Annotated in this window: 22 protein-coding genes; 18 read left to right on the top strand and 4 right to left on the bottom strand. The window is 60.4% G+C overall.

The window, feature by feature from the left end; all coding sequences use genetic code 11:
• The first annotated feature begins 42 nt into the window (after positions 1-42).
• From aroB to QP909_RS06185, 3 genes are all read left to right on the top strand, one after another.
• Positions 43-1113 carry a 3-dehydroquinate synthase gene (gene aroB, locus QP909_RS06195; RefSeq protein ID WP_284766542.1) on the top strand — a complete coding sequence of 357 codons (1071 nt, stop codon included), beginning with the start codon at positions 43-45 and terminating at the stop codon, positions 1111-1113.
• 2 nt (positions 1114-1115) lie between these two features.
• Entirely contained in the window at positions 1116-1544 is a 429-nt protein-coding gene (gene aroQ / locus QP909_RS06190; protein WP_284766541.1) for a type II 3-dehydroquinate dehydratase, read from the top strand.
• A gap of 121 nt (positions 1545-1665) precedes the next feature.
• Positions 1666-2772 (top strand): aminopeptidase P family protein, encoded by a 1107-nt coding sequence (locus QP909_RS06185; protein ID WP_284766540.1) that lies wholly within the window; start codon positions 1666-1668, stop codon positions 2770-2772.
• Here QP909_RS06185 and QP909_RS06180 read toward each other — a convergent pair.
• Positions 2769-3665 (bottom strand): GDSL-type esterase/lipase family protein, encoded by an 897-nt coding sequence (locus tag QP909_RS06180; RefSeq protein ID WP_284766539.1) that lies wholly within the window; start codon positions 3663-3665, stop codon positions 2769-2771. The two genes, QP909_RS06185 and QP909_RS06180, sit on opposite strands and share 4 nt — an antisense overlap.
• A 253-nt stretch (positions 3666-3918) precedes the next feature.
• Between QP909_RS06180 and efp the strand changes: the two genes are divergently transcribed.
• Together efp and nusB are read left to right on the top strand one after the other, a co-directional pair.
• Complete coding sequence (gene efp / locus QP909_RS06175) at positions 3919-4482, top strand: elongation factor P (protein ID WP_023021466.1); 564 nt, start codon at positions 3919-3921, stop codon at positions 4480-4482.
• A gap of 38 nt (positions 4483-4520) precedes the next feature.
• Entirely contained in the window at positions 4521-5159 is a 639-nt protein-coding gene (gene nusB / locus QP909_RS06170; protein WP_502868612.1) for a transcription antitermination factor NusB, read from the top strand.
• A 218-nt stretch (positions 5160-5377) separates the two neighbouring features.
• Here the strand turns inward: nusB and QP909_RS06165 are convergent, their stop codons facing one another.
• From QP909_RS06165 to QP909_RS06155, 3 genes are all read right to left on the bottom strand, one after another.
• The gene (locus tag QP909_RS06165) at positions 5378-5887 is read right to left on the bottom strand and encodes a YbjN domain-containing protein (protein ID WP_005324916.1); all 510 of its coding nucleotides are present in this window, start codon (positions 5885-5887) and stop codon (positions 5378-5380) included.
• Complete coding sequence (locus QP909_RS06160) at positions 5880-6371, bottom strand: YbjN domain-containing protein (RefSeq protein WP_086587601.1); 492 nt, start codon at positions 6369-6371, stop codon at positions 5880-5882. The genes QP909_RS06165 and QP909_RS06160 overlap by 8 nt, the downstream gene beginning before the upstream one ends.
• A gap of 74 nt (positions 6372-6445) precedes the next feature.
• Positions 6446-7798, bottom strand: a complete 1353-nt coding sequence (locus tag QP909_RS06155) for a TIGR01777 family oxidoreductase (RefSeq protein WP_284766535.1) — start codon at positions 7796-7798, stop codon at positions 6446-6448.
• A gap of 145 nt (positions 7799-7943) precedes the next feature.
• Between QP909_RS06155 and pyrR the strand changes: the two genes are divergently transcribed.
• The 13 genes from pyrR to def all read left to right on the top strand — a co-directional run bounded on the left by pyrR (position 7944) and on the right by def (position 23161).
• Positions 7944-8552, top strand: coding sequence for a bifunctional pyr operon transcriptional regulator/uracil phosphoribosyltransferase PyrR (gene pyrR, locus QP909_RS06150; RefSeq protein ID WP_284766533.1), 609 nt, complete (start codon positions 7944-7946; stop codon positions 8550-8552).
• A gap of 2 nt (positions 8553-8554) precedes the next feature.
• A complete protein-coding gene (locus QP909_RS06145) occupies positions 8555-9511 on the top strand; it encodes an aspartate carbamoyltransferase catalytic subunit (protein ID WP_284766532.1) in 957 nt (318 codons plus the stop codon).
• A 34-nt stretch (positions 9512-9545) separates the two neighbouring features.
• Entirely contained in the window at positions 9546-10883 is a 1338-nt protein-coding gene (locus QP909_RS06140) for a dihydroorotase (protein WP_284766531.1), read from the top strand.
• A 23-nt stretch (positions 10884-10906) separates the two neighbouring features.
• A complete protein-coding gene (gene carA / locus QP909_RS06135; protein WP_284766591.1) occupies positions 10907-12088 on the top strand; it encodes a glutamine-hydrolyzing carbamoyl-phosphate synthase small subunit in 1182 nt (393 codons plus the stop codon).
• A gap of 25 nt (positions 12089-12113) precedes the next feature.
• On the top strand, positions 12114-15455 hold the full coding sequence (gene carB / locus QP909_RS06130) for a carbamoyl-phosphate synthase large subunit (protein WP_284766530.1): 3342 nt from the start codon (positions 12114-12116) through the stop codon (positions 15453-15455).
• Complete coding sequence (gene pyrF / locus QP909_RS06125) at positions 15439-16278, top strand: orotidine-5'-phosphate decarboxylase (protein WP_284766529.1); 840 nt, start codon at positions 15439-15441, stop codon at positions 16276-16278. The genes carB and pyrF overlap by 17 nt, the downstream gene beginning before the upstream one ends.
• 259 nt (positions 16279-16537) lie before the next feature.
• Positions 16538-16858: an integration host factor, actinobacterial type gene (gene mihF / locus QP909_RS06120; RefSeq protein ID WP_005328460.1), complete on the top strand. Its 321-nt coding sequence runs from the start codon at positions 16538-16540 to the stop codon at positions 16856-16858.
• Between the two features lie 8 nt (positions 16859-16866).
• Positions 16867-17436, top strand: a complete 570-nt coding sequence (gene gmk, locus QP909_RS06115; RefSeq protein WP_049378220.1) for a guanylate kinase — start codon at positions 16867-16869, stop codon at positions 17434-17436.
• Between the two features lie 40 nt (positions 17437-17476).
• Entirely contained in the window at positions 17477-17779 is a 303-nt protein-coding gene (gene rpoZ / locus QP909_RS06110; RefSeq protein WP_005324891.1) for a DNA-directed RNA polymerase subunit omega, read from the top strand.
• Positions 17780-17908: 129 nt separating this feature from the next.
• Positions 17909-19156, top strand: coding sequence for a bifunctional phosphopantothenoylcysteine decarboxylase/phosphopantothenate--cysteine ligase CoaBC (gene coaBC / locus QP909_RS06105; RefSeq protein ID WP_284766528.1), 1248 nt, complete (start codon positions 17909-17911; stop codon positions 19154-19156).
• Positions 19157-19265: 109 nt separating this feature from the next.
• Positions 19266-20498 (top strand): methionine adenosyltransferase, encoded by a 1233-nt coding sequence (gene metK / locus QP909_RS06100; RefSeq protein ID WP_239277672.1) that lies wholly within the window; start codon positions 19266-19268, stop codon positions 20496-20498.
• Between the two features lie 11 nt (positions 20499-20509).
• Complete coding sequence (locus QP909_RS06095) at positions 20510-22549, top strand: primosomal protein N' (RefSeq protein WP_284766527.1); 2040 nt, start codon at positions 20510-20512, stop codon at positions 22547-22549.
• Positions 22550-22648: 99 nt separating this feature from the next.
• Positions 22649-23161, top strand: coding sequence for a peptide deformylase (gene def / locus QP909_RS06090; protein ID WP_284766526.1), 513 nt, complete (start codon positions 22649-22651; stop codon positions 23159-23161).
• The last annotated feature ends 41 nt before the right edge of the window (positions 23162-23202 follow it).

Here is a 23202-nt window from a genome sequence, read left to right as displayed (position 1 = left end):
TTTCTCGCCCCCCTGGCTCGGCGGCGAACGGAAAGGACCACCATGCCCAGCATTGCCGTTAATGGACCACAGCCCTATGAAGTTCGCATTGGCGCCGATCTCAATCGGGACATCGCACAGCGCTGCGCGCAGATTGGTGTAGGCCAGGCGGGCATTATCTGCCAACCGCCCCTGCGTGCCGCGGCCGAGCGCTTAGCAGAACTCGTCGCCGCTGAGGGGGTGGAGCCTACGCTTATCGATGTCCCCGATGCCGAGGCCGCCAAGCAACTCAGCGTGATCGGCGGCGTGTGGGATCAGCTGGGGGAGAAAGGCTTTAATCGCCGTGACGTCATCATCGGTCTCGGTGGTGGCGCCACCACCGATTTGGCTGGGTTCGCTGCGGCCGGGTGGATGCGGGGCATCAAGGTCATTCAGGTACCGACCACGCTATTGGCTATGGTTGACGCGGCCGTCGGCGGCAAAACCGGCATCAATACCGCAGCCGGCAAGAACCTCGTTGGCGCCTTTCATGAGCCGGATTCTGTGTTTGTGGATCTCGAGCGCCTCGATACCCTGCCCGCGGCGGAGATCATTGCTGGCTCGGCAGAAATCATCAAAACCGGATTCATCCATGACCCGGTGATCCTTGAGCGCTATGAGAGCGATCCCGCCGCATGCGTGGATCCGCAGGGATATCTTCCAGAATTGATTGCGCGCTCCATAGCGGTAAAGGCCGCGGTGGTGGGCGAGGACCTTAAAGAATCGGGCCTGCGTGAAACGCTCAACTACGGCCATACCTTCGGCCATGCGGTGGAGCGCCATGAACAGTATCAGTGGCGCCATGGCAACGCGGTGGCGGTGGGCATGATGTTTATCGCCCACCTGGCGCATGCGCGCGGCCTCATTGACGCGGAATTGGTGGAAAAGCACCGCCGTATCCTGCACAGCATTGGGCTGCCGACCTCGTATAAGACAGGTCAGTTCGCTGACTTGTATGAGGCAATGACCCACGATAAGAAGAACCGCGACGGAAATATCCGGTTTGTAGCCTTGACTGGGGTGGGTGAGGCCACCCGTTTAGAAGGTCCCAGTACGGAAGAGTTAGAGGCGGCCTACGCCGCGATTTCGGAGTAGTAATGAAGATTATTGTCCTCAATGGCCCGAACTTGAACCGCTTGGGCAAGCGGCAACCGGATGTCTACGGTTCCACCACCTTGGCGGATGTAGAACAGATGATCTCCTCGCGCGCCGCCGTGCACGGTGCAGAAGTAGAGTGCTTCCAGTCCAACCATGAGGGTGAGCTCATTGAGAAGGTGCATGCTGCCGCGGATGCGGGCCACCCAGTGATTATCAATCCCGGCGGTTTTACCCATACTTCAGTGGCCCTGCGGGATGCCCTGGCAGAGGTAGCCGATGGCGCCGGATTCGTAGAGGTGCATATTTCTAATGTGCATGCGCGCGAGCCCTTCCGCCATCACTCCTATCTCAGCCCTATCGCCCGCGGCGTCATCGCGGGGTTGGGGGTCTTCGGCTACGTGGCGGCAGTGGACTACCTCTGCCAATAGGCACCCCTCGAACGGGCTGGGCGGCAGCCGGCTAGAAAGAATTCCGCCCAACTGCAGGGGCAGGGTCGATATACTGGGTGGATACTTTCTACACCGCAGTCGACCCTAAAAGGATGAAATCATGGCTTTGGCAGATACCCGTTTTAGTGACCGGCGCCGCAAGCTTGCCGCGGAACTAGCCGGCCAGCGCATCGATGCCGTTCTGGTCACCCACCTCACGCACGTGCGCTACCTTTCGGGATTCTCCGGCTCGAATGGCGGGCTATTGCTGCGCAAGGACCTTACCGCGCAGGTTGCTACCGACGGCCGGTACACCACGCAGATCGCCCGCGAAGTTCCCGATCTGGAGGCTATCCAAGGCCGCGCGGTAGGAAAGGTGCTCCTGCAGCAGTTTGCCGATGTCGAGGGACCGATTCGAGTCGGTTTTGAAGCAGACTACCTCTCGGTCTCCGAGCTGAAGGAGCTGGAAGAGTCCGCCCCGGAGTCGGTTACCTTGGTTCCCATCGCCGGGGTCATTGAACAAATTCGCTTGGTCAAGGATTCGCTCGAGCTAGAAAAGCTGGAAGAGATTGCCGCGCTGGCAAATCAGGCGCTGGAGGATCTACTCGCCGCTGGTGAGTTGCGTGCCGGCCGCACCGAGCGCCAAGTGGCCGCCGATTTGGAGTATCGTATGCGCATGCTCGGCTCGGAGCGAGTGAGCTTCGATACCATCGTGGCGTCCGGCCCGAACTCGGCGATGCCGCACCATGGTGCCGATGACCGGGTCATCGAGGACGGCGACCTAGTGACCATCGACTTCGGTGCCCACCTGCGCGGATTCAACTCCGATTGCACCCGCACCTACGTCGTGGGCACGGCGAATGATTTTGCCAAGGAAATCTATGATGTGGTGCTCCGCGCCCAAAAGGCAGGCGTGGCAGCGTCGGTGCCGGGCGCTAAGCTTGCCGACGTCGACGCAGCCTGCCGCGATGTCATCTCCGCCGCCGGCTATGGCGACTACTTTGTGCACTCGACGGGCCACGGCGTGGGCCTCGACGTCCACGAAGCCCCGTTCGCGGCACAAACCGGTAAGGGCGAACTCGCCGCAGGTATGACCCTGACCGTCGAGCCGGGCATCTATGTGCCAGGCAAGGGTGGCGTGCGCATCGAAGACACCCTCATCATTACCGATGGTGCGCCGAAAATCATTACCGCCGCGACGAAGGAATTTACTGAACTGCCCGCCTAGTGAGCCAGCACCTTGGAGTTAAGCAGCTGGGCGACATTGCGATTGCCCAGGTGCGTGAGGTGATTAAAGAGGTTGTGCGGTACGGAGTACTCCCACTTGCCGGAAATCCAGCGGGTGCTGTCCGGCGCGCACATCCCGTGATCAATGGAGTCGGCGCGTAGGTCGTAATACTGCACGCCGTTTGCGCGGGCTGCCTTGTACATGGCGCTATTGACCTGGTCCTCACCGGTGCGGACCAGGCCCGCGTAGTCCATGTTGAAACCGGCTTCAGAGGATCCCGGTGCGGAGGTGCGCAGCGGGCATACCGCGCCATTGCGGGCAGAGATAGCGGGATAGCCTACAACGGTGATGCGGGCATTCGGGGCGGCGTGGCGAATCCGCTGGATCGAATGCTTCATGCCGTCGTAGTAGGGGTTGGAAGAAGAAAGAGATGGGCGCACGATTTCCTGGAAATCATTGGCGCCGAACTGAATCAAAACGTTCTTTGTTTCGCCATTGAGATCGTTATTGGCAATGGCTCCGTTGATCTGCTCAGTGAAGTCCTTGCGGTGCGACTGGCCAGCGGCCTTCGCCGCAGAGCATGCGTAGTTGGCTACATGCTGACCAGAAACGCGCCCCAATTCGCGGCCAACATTACTCTGACCCTGCGGGCAGCCCTGTGGGGACGGCGCGCCAGGAGCGTCTTCGATGCCGTGGGTGGCAGACGAGAGCGTAGTGCCTGCCGAAGGGGACAGGCTCGAGGTAGTGCCAATTTGGCCATAGGTTGGGTTGGCAAAGACAGAATCACCGAACATCACGGTCTGGGCGTCTGCTGCCATGGCCTGCGGAGCGGACAGTGCCGCTACGGCTGCGCCAGTAGCAGTTGCTGCGGCGTAAAGCTTCTTGAGGGGCATCGCAAAAATCCTTGGTAGATATGTGAAAAATCAATAAAGCAAAACCTTATCGTACAGCGAGTTATTGCTGAATAAAAACCTTTGATTGCTCGCGTGTCTGACCGCTTAGGGCAGGCGACAGGCCCCGAAAGCCACTCCGCTGGTAACTGTGGGGAAGAAATGGGGGACCGGTAATACCCCAAGGGGCAGTTGTCCGGTAGGCTTAAACATTGTTTTCAACCTTTAGTCCACAATTTTCGGGAGTTTAACCGCAATGGCTGATACTACTGATTTCAAGAACGGCCTCGTTCTGAAGATCGACAACAAACTGATGCAGATCGTTGAGTTCCAGCACGTGAAGCCGGGCAAGGGCCCAGCCTTCGTGCGCACCAAGCTCAAGGATGTTGTCTCCGGTAAGACCGTGGACAAGACCTGGAATGCTGGCGTAAAGGTAGAGACCGCTACCGTGGACCGCCGCGATATGACCTACCTGTACAACGATGGCACCAGCTACGTTGTTATGGATGAAAAGACCTTTGAGCAGTTCGAGCTCCCGCCGGAGAAGTTCGGCGATGCCGCTCGCTTCCTGCTGGAGAACATGCGCGTTCAGGTTTCCTTCTACGAGGATGAGGCACTTTTTGCAGAACTGCCTATTTCCGTAGACCTTAAGGTAGAGCACACCGAGCCTGGCCTGCAGGGTGACCGTTCTTCCGGCGGCACCAAGCCCGCCACTCTGGAGACCGGTGCTGAGATCCAGGTTCCGCTGTTCATCGAGATCGGCAACGTCCTCAAGATCGATACCCGTACCGGCGAGTACCTCTCCCGCGTTAACAACTAGGGCATCTGACTGTGTCTGATAACACCCCTAAGCGCGATATCAACTACAAGCGGCACACCGCGCGGTACCGCGCGCGTCGTCGTGCCGCCGATATCCTCTACGAGGCAGAAAACAGGGACGTTGACCCCGTAGCCATCGTGGAGGATCGCATCGCATTGGCACGTGAGGACCGAAATGCGGTAGCACCTGTCGCCGAATACACGCAGGTGATTGTCAAGGGCGTCGCTGAAGAGCTGGATGCCATCGATGACACCATCTCTCGCTTCCTTGCCGAGGACTGGGAACTGCACCGCATTCCGGCCGTTGACCGCGCGATCCTGCGCCTATCGGTATGGGAGCTGCTGTTCAACCCGGATATTCCCACCGCTACTGCGGTCGTGGAAGGCGTGGAGATTGCCTCCCAGTACTCTAACGACCAAGCGGCGCCATATATACACGCTGTGTTGGATGACGTGGCGCAATCCCGTTCTGCGGAAAACCCGATGTCCGCAGAACATCAGGGCAGCGATGCAGATACGGTCGGCGAGGATACGACCGACGAGGAGTCGGTAGACTCTAAGAATGCGGAAGATGCGGCCGAGGATACCTCCGCATCCACCTCTTCGGACTCCGCTGCCGCGGCCGACGACTCGGCTGTAGCAGACGGTTCTGCGCAGCAGGACCCCACTGCGGAATAGTCAGGTTTAAACTGGCCCACATACTTAAACCGCCCGCCCAGCTCGATGGTGAAGAGCTGTGGCGGGCGGTATTTTCATGTCGGAGGCAGCGCTCGTCGACGCCAGTCCTAGACACACCACGTGCCCAGAACGGCCAAGGGCAAAAAGAACTCTCCCCGTCACCCTTGCGCCATTGTTAAGGCAGAAGGAGAGGGGAGAGCAGTGAATTCTAGAGCGCCTTAGCTCTGCGGGGCGTCGCTTGCGGCGGCGTCGTCAGAGCCGGCGTTGGCTGCGGTCTCGGAGCCAAGCTTGGCCATTTCTTCGGCGGCAGAAACCATGGCATCCTGGCCGCGGATGACGCCATCCACGGCGGTCTTTAGGGCAGCTTGTAGCTGCTCGTCGGTCATGCCGGCGGCGGCAGGGATATCGCGCTCGGTGCGCACGACGAGCATGTCATCGTGTTCCGAGATAACTGCGCGGGCGCCGAAGGCTACGGAGTTGATCTGGTTAGCCGCGAGGAAGAGGCCGGCGTCAGCCTTGGAATAGGCGGCGTCGGTAGGCACATCGCAGCGGACAATAACCACGGAATCGAGAACGGCGAACATGGTGGGCAGACCGTTGAGGTTGGCGGTGGCCGCCTCAATATCGCTGTCCATCTTGGTCAATTCGATATCGAAGGTGCGCATGGCCTCGACAACGCGGTCCAGGGTGATCTCTGGCAGATTGTTTTCGGTAGAGGCATTAGTCATGGTTGTGCTCCTCCCAAGTCACGAGCTGTGGGTAGTGTTCTTCCACGAAGGCGAAGGACTGCAGCATAGAATCCAGCGTGGACATCACAAAGGCGCCGATCTGATTACGGGACAAACCGTGGGCAATGTTGATCTCGCGCACGCCGGAGACGGCGAGGTTATTCTCGGCAGACTCAAAGAAGCGCAGGGTCGGCGCGAAGTGCTGCTGGTTCCACTGGTTGAGCACCATCAACAGGCTTGGGCCCTCAGAAGAAGGCACGTTGCCGCGCCATACGGAATCTGCCACGAGCACATCATCGCGCACCTGCATGGCGATGGCGACGTTGGAGAAGCCCGTGCGCAGGATCTGCACGGTTTCTTCCTCGCTCACTGGCTGCTCTTCGAGGCGGTATTCCAGGTTCTCAGATGCAAAGATTTCGCCGATGCGCTCGAGAGTTACAGGCTCTACCGGCGTATCGGGATACAGGGTTGGTTCTTCAGACACTTAAGTAGTCTCAATCCATGTACTAATCGGGGATAAAGGTCAACCTTTACTAGTTTACCTAAGTTCTTATCTAGCTACTGGGACTGCCATAGGCGCTCGCCGCCAAGTTCGTGGGCGAGAGCAGTATCGATCGTGGGGTAGCGGAACGTATGCCCGATGTTGTGTAGAACGGTGGGGCTTACGCGTTGTTGCGCCAAGGCCAACTCTTGGGCGCCTTCCTTGCCCAGCAAGATTGCGGGACCGAAGGGTGGAACGGGGAGCAGGGCTGGGCGGTGTAGCTCTGCGCCAAGGGCTTTGACGAAGTCCTTGTTGAGCACCGGGTTAGGCGAGGCCGCATTGACGGGGCCTTCTAGCGAATCGTCCACGATGGCGCGGAAGTAGGCATCCGTCAGGTCATCGAGGGCAACCCAGCTGAACCAGAACTCACCGTCGCCGAAAGGGCCGCCTAGGCCGGTAGAGAAGAGGGCGCGCAGCAGTGGCAGGAGGCCGGAACCGCCCGACATGGCGATGCCGGTGCGGATATTGACCACGCGGGTGCCCGCGGCGCGGGCGGGCTCGCAGGCGCGCTCCCAGTCGACTACGACGTCTGCGAGAAAGCCCTCGCCAGGTGCGGAGTCTTCAGTGAGGATCTCATCGCCGCGGTCGGACCCGTAGTAGCCCACGGCAGAGGCGCAGACCATGGTGCGGACGGAATCCGTGGTGCCCGCTAGACGGGCTAGGCGCTCGGTGGGGCCAACGCGGGAATCGCGGATGGCGGCCTTGTGCTCATCGTTGAAGCGGCCGAAGATGGGTTCGCCTGCCAGGTGGACGAGGACATCGACGCCGCGCAGGAGGTCGGGATCGGGATGTTCTGGCCGCCAGGTGCGCTGACCTTTGCTGGCCGTGCCGCGCACGAGCTGGATCACCGTGTGCCCGGCGGTGCGCAGCTGTGCGGTAAGCGCTGCACCCACGCTGCCGCGGGAGCCGGTCATGGCGATGGTTAGTGGTTCGGTGTTTAAGGAGGCGTCGGCAAGCCGCCGGAGAAAGGAAAAATCCTCAATGAGCTGGTGCTGCCGATAAGCAAAGACCGATTCCAGCGCCGCCGAAGGGATGCGGGTAGTAACTTCATCGCGAACGAGCGTGCCGTCTGGGTGATCCGCAAAGGCGTGATGGTGTTGCCATGTAGCAAATTTGCGAATGGGCGAGTTTACGCACACATCGGTGAACTCATAGCCCTCGCGGTACTGGGAAAGCTTATGCTGAGCGGTCCAGCGAAGGCCGCCCGGAAGGCCCAGGATAGAGGTGCCATCGCCCAGGCTCTCTGCCTGCTGGATGGGTTTCATGAAGGCAAAGGGCGCGTTCAGACGGGTTAAAGCGCCTTGGCGGGTATGCCATTCCCAGACCTGCTCGCGCGGGGCGGGGACTATGTGTTCGGCGGAAAAACTCACTTCTTGATGCGCCTCCTTCTTTTCGCCCTCACCCAAATGGTGGGGAAGGTGCTAGAGTATCTTGTGTCTAATAGCTTAGGCATTTTTGAGACCATCAACCGGCATCCTTTAAAGACCGCACCGTGAGGCGGGGAAGGAGGTCACGATGAGTGGAACTGACGCTACCGCGAACAAGCTAGAGCTTTTAAGCTCCGATGACGTTTCGCGTACCGTTGCACGCATCGCGCACCAGATCATTGAAAAAACGGCGCTCGATTCCGCGGACGCACCGCGGGTCATTCTGCTTGGCATTCCCTCTGGTGGCGTGCCCCTTGCACAGCGCCTAGCGCACAAGATTGAAGAATTTTCCGGGGTTGCAGTCCCGTGGGGCTCCCTCGATATCACTCTTTACCGCGATGACCTTTTGAATAAGCCGCATCGCGCACTCCAACCGACGACGATTCCCACCGGTGGCATCGATAATGCCACCGTTATTTTGGTCGACGATGTGCTGTATTCCGGCCGCACTATCCGCGCCGCCTTGGACGCGTTGAGTGACGTGGGCCGTCCGGACATTATTCAGCTGGCCGTCCTCGTAGATCGCGGCCACCGCGAGGTTCCTATCCGCGCCGATTATGTGGGTAAGAATTTGCCCACCGCGCGAGAAGAAGATGTCACCGTATACAACAGCGAGATTGACGGCCGGGATGCGGTCGTATTGACCCGAGCCGCCGCAACAACTGACGGAGCTGGCTCCGAAACGGGGGAGGCATAACCATGAAGCACCTCATCGATATGGCAGAGCTGGACCGAAGCGAAATTATCGGTCTGATGGATGAAGCGGATCGCTTCCGGGAGGCCCTAGAAGGCCGCGAGGTAAAGAAGCTGCCGACCCTGCGGGGGCGGACCATTTATACCCTCTTTTATGAAAACTCCACCCGCACCCGCTCTTCCTTTGAAACGGCCGGCAAGTGGATGTCCGCGGACGTCATTAACCTGTCTGCCTCCACCTCCTCGGTAAAGAAGGGCGAGTCCCTGAAGGATACGGGCCTTACCTTGGCCGCCATCGGCGCCGATGCGATCATCATGCGCCATCCTTCCTCCGGTGCGCCGCAGCAGCTGGCCCAGTGGGTAGCCCCTAACGGCAAGGGGCCTTCTGTGATCAACGCGGGTGACGGCGCGCATCAGCACCCAACGCAGGCGCTTCTCGACGCCGTCACGATGCGCCAGCGCCTGGGCCTGCACAGCGACGAAGGCTTTGCCGGGCTGAAGGTGAAGATTGTGGGCGATTGCCTGCACTCGCGCGTCGTGCGCTCCAACGTAGATTTGCTCACCACCCTCGGTGCTGAAGTAACCCTCGTGGGCCCAGCCACCCTCATGCCCTTTGGGGTAGAGAATTGGCCGGTGCGCGTGTCCTATGACTTTGATTCGGAAATCGCAGACGCCGACGTCATCATGATGCTGCGCGTGCAGCAAGAACGCATGAACGGCGGCTTCTTCCCCTCCCACCGCGAATACGCCAACCTCTTTGGTCTGTCCAAGGACCGCGCGGCGGCCATGCATAAGGACGCCATCGTCATGCACCCAGGCCCGATGCTGCGCGGTATGGAGATTAACTACGGCGTCGCAGATTTGGACAAAACTGCGGTCCTGCAGCAGGTGCACAACGGTGTGCACGCCCGCATGGCGGTGCTGTTTACCCTGCTGACCAATGGCGAAAACGCCGGCATTTAAAACCGCGACCCACACTCAACTTTAGGGAGAGACAATGACTACTTACCCGGAAACCGGTCGCCTTTCCGCGCCGGCGGAAACCCCACTGGTGATTAAGAATGTGCGCCTGTACGGCGAAGGCGAGCCCACCGATGTCGTGGTCAAGGACGGCATCATCGCTGCCATCGGCGCTACGGCAGAAGCCGAGGATGCACAGGTTATCGACGGCCAAGGCAACGTGCTTTTGCCAGGTCTGGTGGATATGCACGTGCACCTGCGCGAGCCCGGCCGCGAGGACACCGAGACTATCGAGACCGGCTCCAAGGCTGCCGCCAAGGGCGGTTTCACCGCCGTGTTCACCATGGCTAATACCAACCCGGTGACCGACCAGCCGATCATCGCTGAGTCCGTATGGGCCAAGTCCCAAGCACTGGCGCTGTGCGACGTCCACCCGGTGGGCTCCATTACCAAGGGCCTGGAAGGCAAGACCCTCACTGAGTTCGGCATGATGGCCCGCTCGGACGCCAAGGTGCGCATGTTCTCCGATGACGGCAAGTGCGTCCAGGATCCGCAGCTAATGCGTCGCGCTTTGGAATACGCCAAGGGCATGGACGTCCTGTTGGCTCAGCACGCCGAGGATGACCGTATGACTGGTGGTGCTTCCGCCCATGAAGGCGAGACCGCGGCCAAGCTCGGCCTGCGCGGGTGGCCGCGCGTGGCGGAGGAATCCATCGTGGCCCGCGACGCCCTGCTGGCGCGCGACTACGGCAACCGCGTGCACATCTGCCATGCCTCGACCCAGGGCACCGTGGAGCTGCTGAAGTGGGCAAAGGAGCAGGATATTCCTCTCACCGCCGAGGTAACCCCGCACCACCTGTTGATGACCGATGACAAGCTGCGCACCTATGATGGCCTCTTCCGCGTCAACCCGCCGCTGCGCGAACAACGCGATACCGAGGCCCTGCGCGAGGCGCTGCTTAACGGCACCATCGACTGTGTTGCCACCGACCACGCCCCGCACGGCTCCGAAGACAAGTGCGTGGAGTTTGAAAATGCCCGCCCTGGCATGTTGGGCCTGGAATCTTCCTTGGCTGTTATCGCCAAGATCTTCGTCGAGTCCGGCCTAGCGGATTGGCGCTTTGTTGCTCGCGTGATGTCCGAGCGCCCAGCAGAAATCACCCGCCTGCCAGGCCATGGCCGTCCCATCGCAGAGGGCGAGCCTGCCAACTTGACCATTGTGGACCCAAACCACCATTGGGTTTCTGATTCCTCGAAGCTGGCCTCCAAGTCCGAAAACAACCCGTACGCTGGCGAAGAATTTGGTGCCCGCGTTACCCACACCATTTTGCGAGGTGCCGTCACTTTTGACTTGGCAGCCTCCGAAGAAGACTAACCTTGCACACTGAGACCACCTATATGGCAGAGAAAGGCCACGACGTGACTGATAGAACCCCAGCAATCCTCGTTCTCGCGGACGGGCGCACCTTCCGCGGCTATGGCTTTGGTGCCACCGGCACCACCTTGGGCGAGGCCGTATTCACCACGGCGATGACCGGCTACCAGGAGACCATGACGGACCCGTCTTACCACCGCCAGATTGTGGTTTCCGCAGCGCCGCACATTGGCAATACCGGTTGGAACGACGAGGACAATGAGTCCCACGGCAACCACATCTGGGTTGCGGGCCTCGTCATTCGCGACCTCGCGCAGCGCGTATCCAACTGGCGCGCAGAGCGCAGCCTGAGCGAGGAAATGGAAAAGCAGGGTGTCATTGGCATCCGCGGCATCGATACCCGCACCTTGGTTCGCCACCTGCGCAACTACGGCTCCATTGCCGCCGGCCTGTTCTCCGGCGAAGATGCAAAGCGCCCAGTAGAAGAGTTGCTCAAGGAAGTTAAGTCCCAGGACTCTATGGAAGGCGCTGATCTCGCCGCAGAGGTATCTACCGACGAGCCGTACACGGTGGAGGCCGTAGGAGAGAAGAAGTACACCGTCGTTGCCTTCGACATGGGTGTTAAGAGCGCAACCCCGCGCCACTTCTCCCAGCGCGGTATCGAAACCATCGTCGTGCCCGCAAATACCTCCTTTGACAAGGTGAAGTCCTATAATCCGGACGGCGTCTTCGTCTCCAACGGCCCGGGCGACCCGGCTACCGCCGATGAAATGGTGGGCATCATCAAGCAGGTGCTCGAAGCCAAGATCCCGTTCTTTGGCATCTGCTTTGGCAACCAGCTCCTGGGCCGCGCGCTTGGCCTGGACACCTACAAGATGAAGTTCGGCCACCGTGGCATCAACGTGCCGGTGCGCAATAACGTGACCGGCAAGATCGATATCACCTCTCAGAACCACGGCTTCGCGCTGAAGGCACCGGAAGGCTATGACCTCAACAGCAACGATGCCGAGTTCGCCACCGACTTCGGCCCCGCGCAGGTCACCCACATCTGCCTCAACGACGACACCGTCGAGGGCGTGGCATTGCGCAACGGCATGGCCTACTCCGTGCAGTACCACCCAGAATCCGCGGCGGGCCCGCACGATGCCAACCCACTATTCGATCAGTTTGAAGAACTGATGGCTAACCACACCCCAAATAAGTAGACCACCAGGAAAAGGAAGAATAACTATGCCAAAGCGCAACGACATCAACCACGTCCTGGTCATCGGCTCCGGCCCGATCGTCATCGGCCAGGCTTGCGAGTTCGACTACTCCGGTACCCAGGCCTGCCGCGTGCTCAAGGAAGAGGGCCTGCGCGTAACGCTCGTCAACTCCAACCCGGCCACCATCATGACCGACCCTGAGTTTGCGGACCACACCTACGTGGAGCCCATTGAGCCGGAATACATCGAAAAGATTCTGGTCAAGGAACGCGAAGAGGGACACCCCATCGACGCCGTGCTGGCTACCCTGGGCGGCCAGACCGCGCTAAATGCCGCAGTTCAGCTCGACCGCCAAGGAATTTTGGACAAGTACGGCATTGAGCTTATCGGTGCCGATATTGACGCCATCGAGCGCGGCGAGGACCGCCAGAAGTTCAAGGACATCGTAGCCTCCATCGGCGGTGAGTCCGCTCGCTCCGCTGTGTGCCACAACATGGATGAGGTCCACGAGACCGTCGACAAGCTTGGCCTGCCCGTCGTTGTCCGCCCTTCCTTCACCATGGGCGGCCTGGGCTCCGGTCTGGCCTTCAATAATGAGGACCTGGACCGCATCGCCGGCGGCGGCTTGGCCGCATCCCCTGAGGCCAACGTGCTCATTGAGGAATCCATCCTGGGCTGGAAGGAATACGAGCTCGAGCTCATGCGCGATGGCGATGACAACGTAGTGGTCGTTGCCTCCATCGAAAACGTCGACGCCCTAGGCGTGCACACCGGCGATTCCGTCACCGTCGCCCCGGCGCTGACGCTTACTGACCGTGAGTTCCAGAAGATGCGTGACTTGGGCATTGCCATCATCCGCGAGGTCGGCGTCGATACCGGCGGCTGCAATATCCAGTTCGCGGTCAACCCGGACGACGGCCGCATCATCGTCATCGAGATGAACCCGCGCGTGTCCCGTTCCTCCGCGCTTGCCTCCAAGGCCACCGGTTTCCCGATTGCCAAGCTGGCTGCCAAGCTCGCCATTGGCTACACCTTGGACGAGGTGCAAAACGACATCACCGGCGAGACCAAGGCAGCCTTCGAGCCGACCCTGGACTACGTCATTGTCAAGGCCCCACGCTTTGCTTTTGAGAAGTTCCCGGGTGCCGATGACACCTTGACTACCACCATGAAGTCTGTGGGCGAGGCCATGGGCATCGGCCGTAACTATATCGCGGGCCTGAACAAGGTCATGCGTTCTTTGGAAAACAAGCCCAATGGCTTCTGGACCAAGCCGGATGAGTACTTCGCCGGCGAGCGTGCTACTGACCTGCAGGCCGTGCTCAAGGATCTGGAGCGCCCAACCGAGGGCCGCATGTACGACATCGAGCTGGCCCTTCGCCTCGGCGCTTCTGTCGACGAGGTCCACGAGGCTTCCGGCGTTGACCCCTGGTTCATCGCTGAGCTGGCCACTTTGGTGACCTTCCGCCAAGAGCTTATCGACGCCCCAGTGCTCACCGAGGAGCTGCTGCGCGAGGCCAAGGTCTTTGGGCTTTCCGACGCCCAAATTGCCGCCCTTCGCCCAGAATTCAACGGCGAGGATGGCGTACGCAGCCTGCGCTGGCGCATGGGCATCCGCCCCGTGTACAAGACGGTAGATACCTGTGCCGGCGAGTTCGAAGCACAGACCCCGTACCACTACAGCTCCTATGAGCTTGACCCGGATGCCGAGACCGAGGTTCGCCCGGCACCGGAAGGCTCCAAGGGCAAGGTCATCATTTTGGGCTCCGGCCCTAACCGCATTGGTCAAGGTATCGAGTTTGACTACTCCTGCGTTCACGCGGCCCTGGAACTTTCGGATCAGGGCTACGAGACCGTCATGGTCAACTGCAACCCGGAGACCGTCTCCACCGACTATGACACCGCAGACCGCCTCTACTTCGAGCCGCTGACCTTCGAGGACGTCATGGAGGTCTACCACGCGGAGGCCGCTTCTGGTGACGTTGCTGGCGTGATTGTCCAGCTGGGCGGCCAGACTCCGCTGGGCCTTGCCGCCCGCTTGGAGGAGGCAGGCGTTCCGGTTGTGGGCACCAGCCCCGCAGCTATCGACTCCGCCGAAGACCGCGGCGAATTCGGCAAGGTCCTCGATGAGGCAGAATTGGCAGCTCCGGAATACGGCACCGCCACCTTCTTCGCGGAGGCTCGCGAGGTTGCTTCCTCCATTGGCTACCCAGTACTGGTTCGTCCGTCCTATGTGCTGGGCGGTCGCGGTATGGAAATCGTTTACGACGAAAAGGCGCTGGAAGACTACATCGAGCGTGCCACCGAGCTGTCTCCGGACCACCCGGTGCTGGTGGACCGCTTCCTAGACTCCGCCATTGAGATTGACGTTGATGCCCTGTGCGACGGCAACGAGGTCTACCTGGGCGGCGTCATGGAGCACATCGAGGAGGCCGGTATCCACTCCGGTGACTCCTCCTGTGCGCTGCCACCGATGACCCTTGGACCAGAGGACATTGAAAAGGTCCGCACGTCCACCCGCTTGCTCGCCGAGGGCATTGGCGTCAAGGGCCTGATGAATGTCCAGTTCGCCTTGAAGGATGACATCCTCTACGTCATTGAGGCCAACCCACGTGCTTCCCGTACCGTGCCGTTTGTCTCCAAGGCCACCGGCGTACCACTGGCTAAGGCAGCTTCTCGCGTCATGATGGGCTCGAGCATCGCGGATCTACGCGCCGAAGGCATGATTCCTTCCGAATACGACGGTGGCTCTTTGCCGCTGGAACACCCGATTGCCGTCAAGGAAGCAGTCTTGCCGTTCAACCGCTTCCGCCGCCCCGATGGCAGCCTGCTCGATACGCTGCTCTCGCCAGAGATGAAGTCCACCGGTGAGGTCATGGGCTTGGCTACCAACTTTGGTGCGGCCTATGCCAAGGGCGAAATCGCTGCCTTTGCCGTGCCGCCCACGGAGGGCACCGTCTTCGTTTCTGTTGCCAACCGCGACAAGCGCACCCTGATCTTCCCGATTCAACGCCTGGCCCACATGGGCTACAACATCGTCGCTACCGCCGGCACCGCGCAGATGCTGCGCCGCAACGGTATCGAGTGCGAGGTTGCTGCCAAGGTCTCTGAGGCCAAGGACGGCGAAGAATCTATTGTGGATAAGATTTTCAACGGCGAGATCGACTGGATTCTCAATACTCCAGCCGGCTCCGCCGGTGCCCGCCACGATGGCTACGATATCCGCGCCGCCGCCGTGCACATGGAGATCCCGCTGGTGACCACCGTGCAGGGTGTGACCGCGGCCGTCCAAGGCATCGAAGCTATGCGCATTGGCAACCTGCAGGTGCGCGCACTCCAGGAGCTTGAGCATGGCCCACAGCACTAAAGGATTTGGCGAGCGGCTAGAAGAAGCCGGTCAGGAACGCGGGCGCCTGTGCGTCGGCATCGACCCACATCCATATCTCTTGGACAAGTGGGGGCTAGAGCCCACCGCTGATGGTCTGCGGACCTTTAGCATGCGCTGCGTTGAAGCCTTTAGCGATACCGCCGCCTTGGTAAAGCCACAGGTCGCTTTCTTTGAGCGCTTTGGCTCTCAGGGCTTTGCGGTCCTCGAAGAAGTCTTGGCTTCCCTGCGCGACGCGGGGTGCCTGACTGTTGCCGATGCCAAGCGCGGCGATATTGGTTCCACCATGGCCGGCTATGCAGATGCGTGGCTCGGCGATAGCTCGCCGCTGCGCGCAGACTCTGTGACCGTGTCGCCCTATCTAGGCGTTGGCGCACTGGGGCCGGTTTTCACCAAGGCCGAAGAAACCGGCCGCGGTGTATTCGTCCTGGCGGCTACCTCCAACCCGGAGGCACGTGCCATTCAGTCGGTCCCGGTGGGCGAGGAGAGCACTATCGCTCAGGGCGTCGTCGATGAATGCGCCGCGTTCAATGTCGAGGCGCACAAAGCCGACAAGCCTGGCGATGTCGGCGTAGTCGTCGGCGCTACGTTAGACAATCCGCCGCGCCTCGATGCACTCAATGGTCCGGTGCTTCTGCCCGGTGTTGGCGCCCAGGGCGCTGGCCCAGAGCAGGTGCACGGCATTGTTTCTGCTCATCCATCGCTGGGATTTGCCAATGTGTCCCGAGCAGTGCTGGAGCAGGGGCCGGACGTCGCTGACCTGCGCAAAGCAGTTGCTCAGGTGGCGGCGGAGTTTCGGGACTAATAGAGGCGGCGTGGCTGATTAACGGCCGCGCCGTTTACCTGGTACTTTGTTTAAGGTATGTGCGGTGACGTGCTAAAATAGGCGTGCTTTTGGACCCGCTAATCGTCACCGTTCAATGAGCAGTGCTAGGATTGCCAGAAGTCGGTTTGCTCGAAGGTTATTAATAACTTTCCGCGGTGTCTTAACTGCGTTAGGCAACCGTAATCTGGTACCAAGTACTAGACGTAACAGAATCAATCTAATGAATCGGAGGAAACCCGTGGCCCTTCCAAAGTTGACTGATGAGCAGCGCAAGGAAGCTCTCGCAAAGGCCGCTGAGGCCCGCAAGGCTCGCGCCGAGCTCAAGGCTGCGCTCAAGCGCGGCGAGACCGACCTGAAGGACGTGCTCGAAAAGGCCGAGACCGATGAGATCATCGGCAAGACCAAGGTTTCTGCACTCCTCGAGGCTCTGCCGAAGGTTGGCAAGGTCAAGGCTAAGGAAATCATGGAGGACCTGGAGATTGCTCAGACCCGTCGTCTGCGCGGCCTAGGTGAGCGTCAGCGTCGTGCTCTCCTCGAGCGTTTCGGCTACGGCGAATAGTCACAACCATGGCTGACGCAACTGCACGCGGGCGCCTCGTCGTATTGGCGGGGCCTTCCGCAGTGGGAAAATCCACCGTAGTTTCGCGTCTGCGCAGTGACGTCGAGGGGCTGTATTTCAGCGTGTCTATGACCACGCGCCAGCCCCGCCCCGGGGAGCAGGACGGTGTCGACTACTTCTTCGTCACCCCAGAAACCTTTCAGCAGCGAATCGATGCCGGGGAGATGCTCGAATGGGCTGATATCCACGGCGGATTGCAGCGCTCTGGAACGCCCGCCCAGCCGGTAGAGGAAGCTTTGGCCGCTGGCCGGCCGGTACTCGTTGAGGTTGACCTCGCGGGTGCTCGGAGTGTTAAGAAAGCGCTGCCGGAGGCAGACCTGGTCTTTTTGGCACCCCCGTCATGGGAGGTACTTGTGGAGCGGCTTACCGGCCGCGGTACCGAGCCGCAAGACGTCATTGACCGTAGGTTGCAAACTGCGCATGAGGAACTAGCCGCACAGGACGAGTTCGATCACGTCGTTGTGAACGAGGATCTGGACGAGGCAGTATCTGCCATTAGTGATATCCTGCGGGCATAGACCTCCTTTTTGACCATCTTCAATCAATGTAAAGGTGCATGTGACTAACGTGACCACCCCTTCTAACACTGAAGCCGCAAAGGCGGAACCAGTATTTGATGATCCGATCGGCATTACTGATCCCCCGATCGATGAGCTTTTGGACAAGGTTTCCTCTAAGTACGCTTTGGTCATCTTTGCCGCTAAGCGCGCACGCCAGATCAATAGCTACTACCAAGAGCAGGATGAAGGTGTCTTCGAGTTCGTAGGCCCGCTGGTTACCCCAGAGCCAGGCGAAAAGCCTTTGTCCATCGCATTGCGCGAGATTGATGCTGGCCTGCTTGACCACGAGGAAGGCAAGTAGCTAGCACTAAGCGTGTAATAGCTTTAAGGCTCCACCCGCCGCCACGGATGTGCATCCCCGAATTAGGGTGCACCTCTTGGTCGCGGCGGGTGGAGCCTTTCTCTATGTCGGCAGGTACCATCGTGCGGTGTGACTGATAAAGATACCTCTCGCAATATTGTTCTGGGCGTCGCTGGCGGCATCGCTGCCTACAAGGCGTGCCATCTCGTGCGCAACCTCAAAGAAGCGGGCGATGATGTCCGCGTTGTCCCCACGGAAAGTGCACTGAACTTCGTGGGCGCGGCCACGTTTGAGGCGCTGTCCGGCCATCCCGTCGCCACGAGTGTGTTTCAGGCCGTGGATGAGGTGCAGCACGTCAACGTAGGACAGCATGCGGATGCAGTGGTCATTGCGCCCGCCACCGCGGATCTTATCGCGCGGTTGGCTGCAGGCCGAGCAGACGATTTGCTCACGGCCACCGTATTGGTCGCGACGTGCCCGGTTATTGTGGCCCCGGCCATGCACACTGAGATGTGGCATAACCCCGCTACGCAGGACAACGTGGCTACTTTGCGGCGCCGCGGTATTACTGTCATCGAGCCCGCCCACGGACGCCTTACCGGCAAGGATTCTGGCCCAGGTCGTTTGCCGGAGCCGGAACAAATCGCGGAGATTATCCGTACTGAACTGGCAGGCTATCGAGTGCAGCACACTTGGCAGGGCAAGAAAGTCGTCATATCAGCCGGCGGTACCCAGGAAGAGCTGGATCCGGTCCGATACCTGGGCAATCGCTCTTCCGGCAGGCAGGGATTCGCGCTCGCGGAATGGGCCGCCCAGATGGGGGCCAAGGTCACCCTCGTTGCGGGTAATATCGCCCAGCTTCCTGTGCCAAGCGGCGCGAAGCTCCGGCACATTGTCTCCACCCGTGAGTTGGAGGACGCCATGCGCGAGGAGTCCCGCGATGCGGACGTGGTGATCATGGCCGCTGCAGTCTCTGACTTCCGTCCGGCGGTGGTCGCCGAATCAAAGATGAAGAAGGGACAGGCAGACGATGCACTCTCGACGCTCCACCTGGTGGAAAACCCGGATGTGCTCAAAGGGCTCGTCGCTGCGCGCGAGCGCTCGGAAATCCCTGCCGAGTGCGTAATTGTGGGGTTCGCCGCCGAAACCGGTGATGCTCAGAAGTCCGCCTTGGACTACGCCCAGGAAAAGTTTGCGCGTAAAGGCTGCGATGTGCTCATGGCCAATGAGGTCGGGCGCGGAAAGACTTTTGGTCAAAAGTCCAGCGAGGGGTGGATCTTGCGCCCGGATTCCGCGCCGCAACGCGTGGAGCATGGCTCGAAGCAGGTTGTCGCCGCTCAGATTCTTTCGGCCGTGAATGAAATGTTTCACGGGTAGACAACTAAAATTGCTTTTATAGACCGCTTGGTCTAGGCTTGCGAGGTATTAGGCTTGGGCGTAGAAAACCCACAGCATCGAATCAACAGTGAGAACAAAGGAAGTTTTTGTGACTGATAACGCTGCAGTGGCAACTCGTCTTTTTACCAGCGAGTCCGTTACGGAAGGCCATCCCGATAAGATTTGTGACGCCATTTCTGACGCCATCCTTGATGCCCTGCTAGAAAAGGATCCAGCATCCCGCGTGGCCGTTGAGACGTTGGTAACCACCGGCCAGGTCCACGTGGTGGGCGAGGTTCGCACCGAGGCATACGTAGAAATCCCGGCGCTGGTGCGTGACACCCTTAAATCCATCGGCTTTACTTCTTCCGAAGTCGGCTTTGATGGCAATACTTGCGGTGTGAATATCGCCATCGGCGAGCAGTCCCAGGAAATTGGCGCGGGCGTAGATAACTCCACTGAAGCCCGCGCCCATGACGAGGACTATGATGCCGAAAACGATACCGCTGGCGCAGGCGACCAGGGCCTGATGTTCGGCTATGCTTCCAATGAGACCGCTGAGTACATGCCACTGCCTATCGCTTTGGCGCACCGCCTGTCCCGCCGCCTGACGCAGGTACGTAAGGAAGGCATCGTCGATCACCTCCGCCCGGATGGCAAGACCCAGGTGACCTTTGCCTATACCGACGACAATGAGCCGTCCCACCTGGATACCGTGGTCATTTCCACGCAGCACGATGCCGAGGTCGATAGCGCTTGGTTGGAAGGTCCCTTGCGCAGTGAGGTCCTTGAATGGGTTATCAAGGACGCCGGCTTGGACAAGTACTACACCGAAGAGACGACCTTGTTGGTCAACCCTTCCGGTTCCTTCATTCTTGGCGGACCGATGGGCGATGCCGGTCTTACCGGCCGCAAGATCATCGTCGATACCTACGGCGGCATGGCTCGCCACGGCGGCGGCGCCTTCTCCGGCAAGGACCCAAGCAAGGTGGACCGTTCCGCTGCTTATGCCATGCGCTGGGTGGCTAAGAATATCGTCGCCGCGGGCTTGGCAGATCGCGCTGAAGTCCAGGTGGCTTACGCCATCGGCCGCGCCAAGCCGGTCGGCTTGTATGTGGAGACCTTTGGTACTGCCAAGGAAGGGCTGAGCGATGCGAATATCCAGGCTGCGGTGAATCAGGTATTTGACCTGCGCCCGGCCGCTATCATTCGCGAGCTCGACCTGTTGCGTCCCATCTATGCGCAAACTGCGGCTTACGGTCACTTTGGCCGCACCGACGTTGAGCTGCCGTGGGAGCAGTTGAACCGAGTGGAAGCATTGCGTGCTGCCGCTGGTCTGTAGAATCGAGGCCTATGCCTAAGAAAACACCCGCCACCCGGAAGCCGGTTGCGCGGGTGTTGCCTCTTTTAGGGGTTGCGCACCTGGACCGAGGATTTGATTACCTCGTTGAAGAGGCAGACTCGGAAGAAGTCCAACCGGGGATTAAAGTGCGCATCCGCTTCAACGGGCGCTTGGTGGACGCGATTGTTATAGAACGCCGGCATGATTCTGAATTTGGCGGCAACCTGCGCTTTATCGAGCGCATCATCTCACCCTTCCAGGTTTATCCGCCGCAGCTGGCCCGGCTTGTCGACGCCCTGGCAGACCGTTACGGCGGCGTGCGCTCAGACATTATCCGTTCCGCTATCCCGCCGCGGCACGCTAAGGCGGAGGAATCCGATTTAGAGACCCCGTGGGAGGAGCTCGGCACCGCGAGCGAGCCCGACCTATCAGGGTGGTCGGCCTATCAACATGGCGAGGCTTTCGTCGATTCGATTCTGGCCGGCAAGCTCGCCCGTGCCGCCTGGCAAATCGCCCCGGGCGATGATTGGGCACACGCGCTGGCTGCACTCGCTGCCAAAGTGGCGCTTGGCGGAGGAGGAGTTCTCCTCGTCGCCCCGGATCAAAAGAGCGTCGATGCTGTAGACGCCGCGCTTCGCCAGGTACTTGGGGCAAAGCAGATAACGGTGCTGACTAATAGCATGGGCCCGCAGGCGCGCTATCGCCGCTATCTCTCCGCACTAGTGGGCCAAGCGCGCGTGGTCATTGGCACCAGGTCCGCCGCCTTTGCTCCGGTCAAAGACCTGCAACTGGCGGTAATCCTCGATGATGGCAATGATAATTTGGTCGACAACCTCAAGCCCTATGTCCATGCGAGGGAAGTACTCACCACCCGCTCGGCCTTCGAAGGCTGCAGCATGATTTTGGCCAACCACGCGCGGACGGCAGAGACACAGCTCCTCGTGGAATCGGGATGGGCGCACGACGTGGTGGCCAAAGAGCAAACCATAACGGCGCGGTGCCCGGCTATCGAGGCGGTCGGGTCCTTTGGGCTATCGATCGCCCGCGACCTCCAGGGCGGCACCACCAAAGTACAAGCGCAGGCCTTCCAAGCTGCCCACCAGGCGCTGGATAGGGGAGAGCCGGTGCTGGTGCAGGTACCGCGCAAGGGCTATGCGCCCATTTTGGCCTGTGGCCAGTGCCGAGCGCCGGCTCGCTGCCGGCATTGCAATGGGCCATTGGGGCTGCCGCCCAAGGGGGCGTCGGCAAGCGCAGGCTCGGACGAAGCGGGAATGCCTACCTGCCGCTGGTGCGGCCGCATTGAGGCGCGGCATCGGTGCCCCGAATGCGGGTCTCCGCGCCTGCGGGCCATCGTGTTGGGCTCGGAGCGCACTGCGGAAGAAATGGGCCGGGCCTTTCCCAATACGCGGGTGGTGGTCTCGGGCGGAAACAAGGTCCTCGATGCGGTGGACAATGCGCCGGCGCTGGTCATTGCCACCCCTGGTGCGGAACCGAGAGTAAACGATGGAGCCTATGGCGCGGCGTTGCTCTTGGATGCCGGGGCATTGCTCAACCGGCAAGACCTGCGCGCCACGGAGGATACCCTAGCGAAGTGGGCGCAGGCGGCTACCTTGGTGCAGCCGCATTTCAAGGGTGGTCGAGTAATCCTGGCGGCCGATGACTCGCTTACCGTAGTCCAGCATTTCCTGCGTTGGGATATGGTGGGCGCGGCCGCGGCAGAGCTTGCTGCCCGGCGCGAAGTGCGCTTCCCACCCGCGGTGCATTTTGCTGCCATCGACGGTGCGGATGCATCCTTGGATGGCTTTGCCGAGCTTGTGGATCTTCCAGACCACGCGGAGGTATTAGGACCAGTTCCCCTTCCGCCGGGGCAGAGCCTGCCTGGTGACTACGATAGCCAGCGCTTTGGCCCACCGCAGCGGTTGGTCGTGCGCACCCCGCTGGGGCCGCGGTCCCAATTGGGGCGGGCTTTGCGCAGCGCCAACGCCGCGCGCAGCGCCCGAAAGGATGACCTGCCTTTGCGCATTGTGGTTGACCCTATCCACGTGGGTTAGCCATATCGGGGCCATAGGCGCTCATGCGCTAATCTCGACGGAGGAAGCCGCCACCGCCGGCCGGCTTGGTCTCGGTGCCATGAGAAAGGTGTGATTGCCATGTCCCTTCGAGAGCTGCGTATCTACGGCGACCCAGTATTGGGCAGCCGCGCGGAGGGGATTAGTAAATTTGATGCCGGTCTGCGCGCTCTGGCGAGCGATATGCTCGAGACCATGGATAAAGCCGGGGGAGTAGGGCTAGCGGCTAATCAGGTGGGGATTTTGAAGCGAATTTTCGTCTATGACTGCTCGCACACCCAATCTGGGCTGCGCGGGGCGATTGTTAACCCGGTCTGGACTCCGGTGGGAGAGCAGCAGCAAACAGGCCCGGAAGGCTGTCTATCCATTCCGGGAATTAGCGCGGAAACTACGAGGTTCAACCAGGTTTTTGTGTCTGGCCAGGATATTGAGGGGCGCCCTGTGTCCATGGTGGCCTCAGGACTAATGGCTCGGTGCATCCAGCATGAGACGGACCACCTCGATGGGGTGCTCTTCCTACAACGCTTGGAGGCGCCAGTGCGCAAGGAGGCCATGCGCGCCATCCGTGAATCCGAGTGGTTTAACGCCTCGTAGCCCGCTCGCTGTGGCGGCAGCGTTGCGGCGTTGTAGCCTAG

This window comes from Corynebacterium sp. MSK195 (assembly GCF_030228885.1).
Taxonomy (GTDB): Bacteria; Actinomycetota; Actinomycetes; order Mycobacteriales; family Mycobacteriaceae; genus Corynebacterium.
The sequence above is the reverse complement of the archived record's forward strand: the minus strand, read 5'-3'. Positions and strand labels throughout refer to the sequence as shown.

What these genes read in the sequence shown, in the direction of transcription:
- aroB (WP_284766542.1), top strand. Translation starts at nt 43, where the DNA reads ATGCCCAGCATTGCCGTTAATGGACCACAGCCCTATGAAGTTCGCATT.
- aroQ (WP_284766541.1), top strand. Translation starts at nt 1,116, where the DNA reads ATGAAGATTATTGTCCTCAATGGCCCGAACTTGAACCGCTTGGGCAAG.
- QP909_RS06185 (WP_284766540.1), top strand. Translation starts at nt 1,666, where the DNA reads ATGGCTTTGGCAGATACCCGTTTTAGTGACCGGCGCCGCAAGCTTGCC.
- QP909_RS06180 (WP_284766539.1), bottom strand. Translation starts at nt 3,665, where the DNA reads ATGCCCCTCAAGAAGCTTTACGCCGCAGCAACTGCTACTGGCGCAGCC.
- efp (WP_023021466.1), top strand. Translation starts at nt 3,919, where the DNA reads ATGGCTGATACTACTGATTTCAAGAACGGCCTCGTTCTGAAGATCGAC.
- QP909_RS06165 (WP_005324916.1), bottom strand. Translation starts at nt 5,887, where the DNA reads ATGACTAATGCCTCTACCGAAAACAATCTGCCAGAGATCACCCTGGAC.
- pyrR (WP_284766533.1), top strand. Translation starts at nt 7,944, where the DNA reads ATGAGTGGAACTGACGCTACCGCGAACAAGCTAGAGCTTTTAAGCTCC.
- QP909_RS06145 (WP_284766532.1), top strand. Translation starts at nt 8,555, where the DNA reads ATGAAGCACCTCATCGATATGGCAGAGCTGGACCGAAGCGAAATTATC.
- QP909_RS06140 (WP_284766531.1), top strand. Translation starts at nt 9,546, where the DNA reads ATGACTACTTACCCGGAAACCGGTCGCCTTTCCGCGCCGGCGGAAACC.
- carA (WP_284766591.1), top strand. Translation starts at nt 10,907, where the DNA reads ATGGCAGAGAAAGGCCACGACGTGACTGATAGAACCCCAGCAATCCTC.
- carB (WP_284766530.1), top strand. Translation starts at nt 12,114, where the DNA reads ATGCCAAAGCGCAACGACATCAACCACGTCCTGGTCATCGGCTCCGGC.
- pyrF (WP_284766529.1), top strand. Translation starts at nt 15,439, where the DNA reads ATGGCCCACAGCACTAAAGGATTTGGCGAGCGGCTAGAAGAAGCCGGT.
- gmk (WP_049378220.1), top strand. Translation starts at nt 16,867, where the DNA reads ATGGCTGACGCAACTGCACGCGGGCGCCTCGTCGTATTGGCGGGGCCT.
- QP909_RS06095 (WP_284766527.1), top strand. Translation starts at nt 20,510, where the DNA reads ATGCCTAAGAAAACACCCGCCACCCGGAAGCCGGTTGCGCGGGTGTTG.
- def (WP_284766526.1), top strand. Translation starts at nt 22,649, where the DNA reads ATGTCCCTTCGAGAGCTGCGTATCTACGGCGACCCAGTATTGGGCAGC.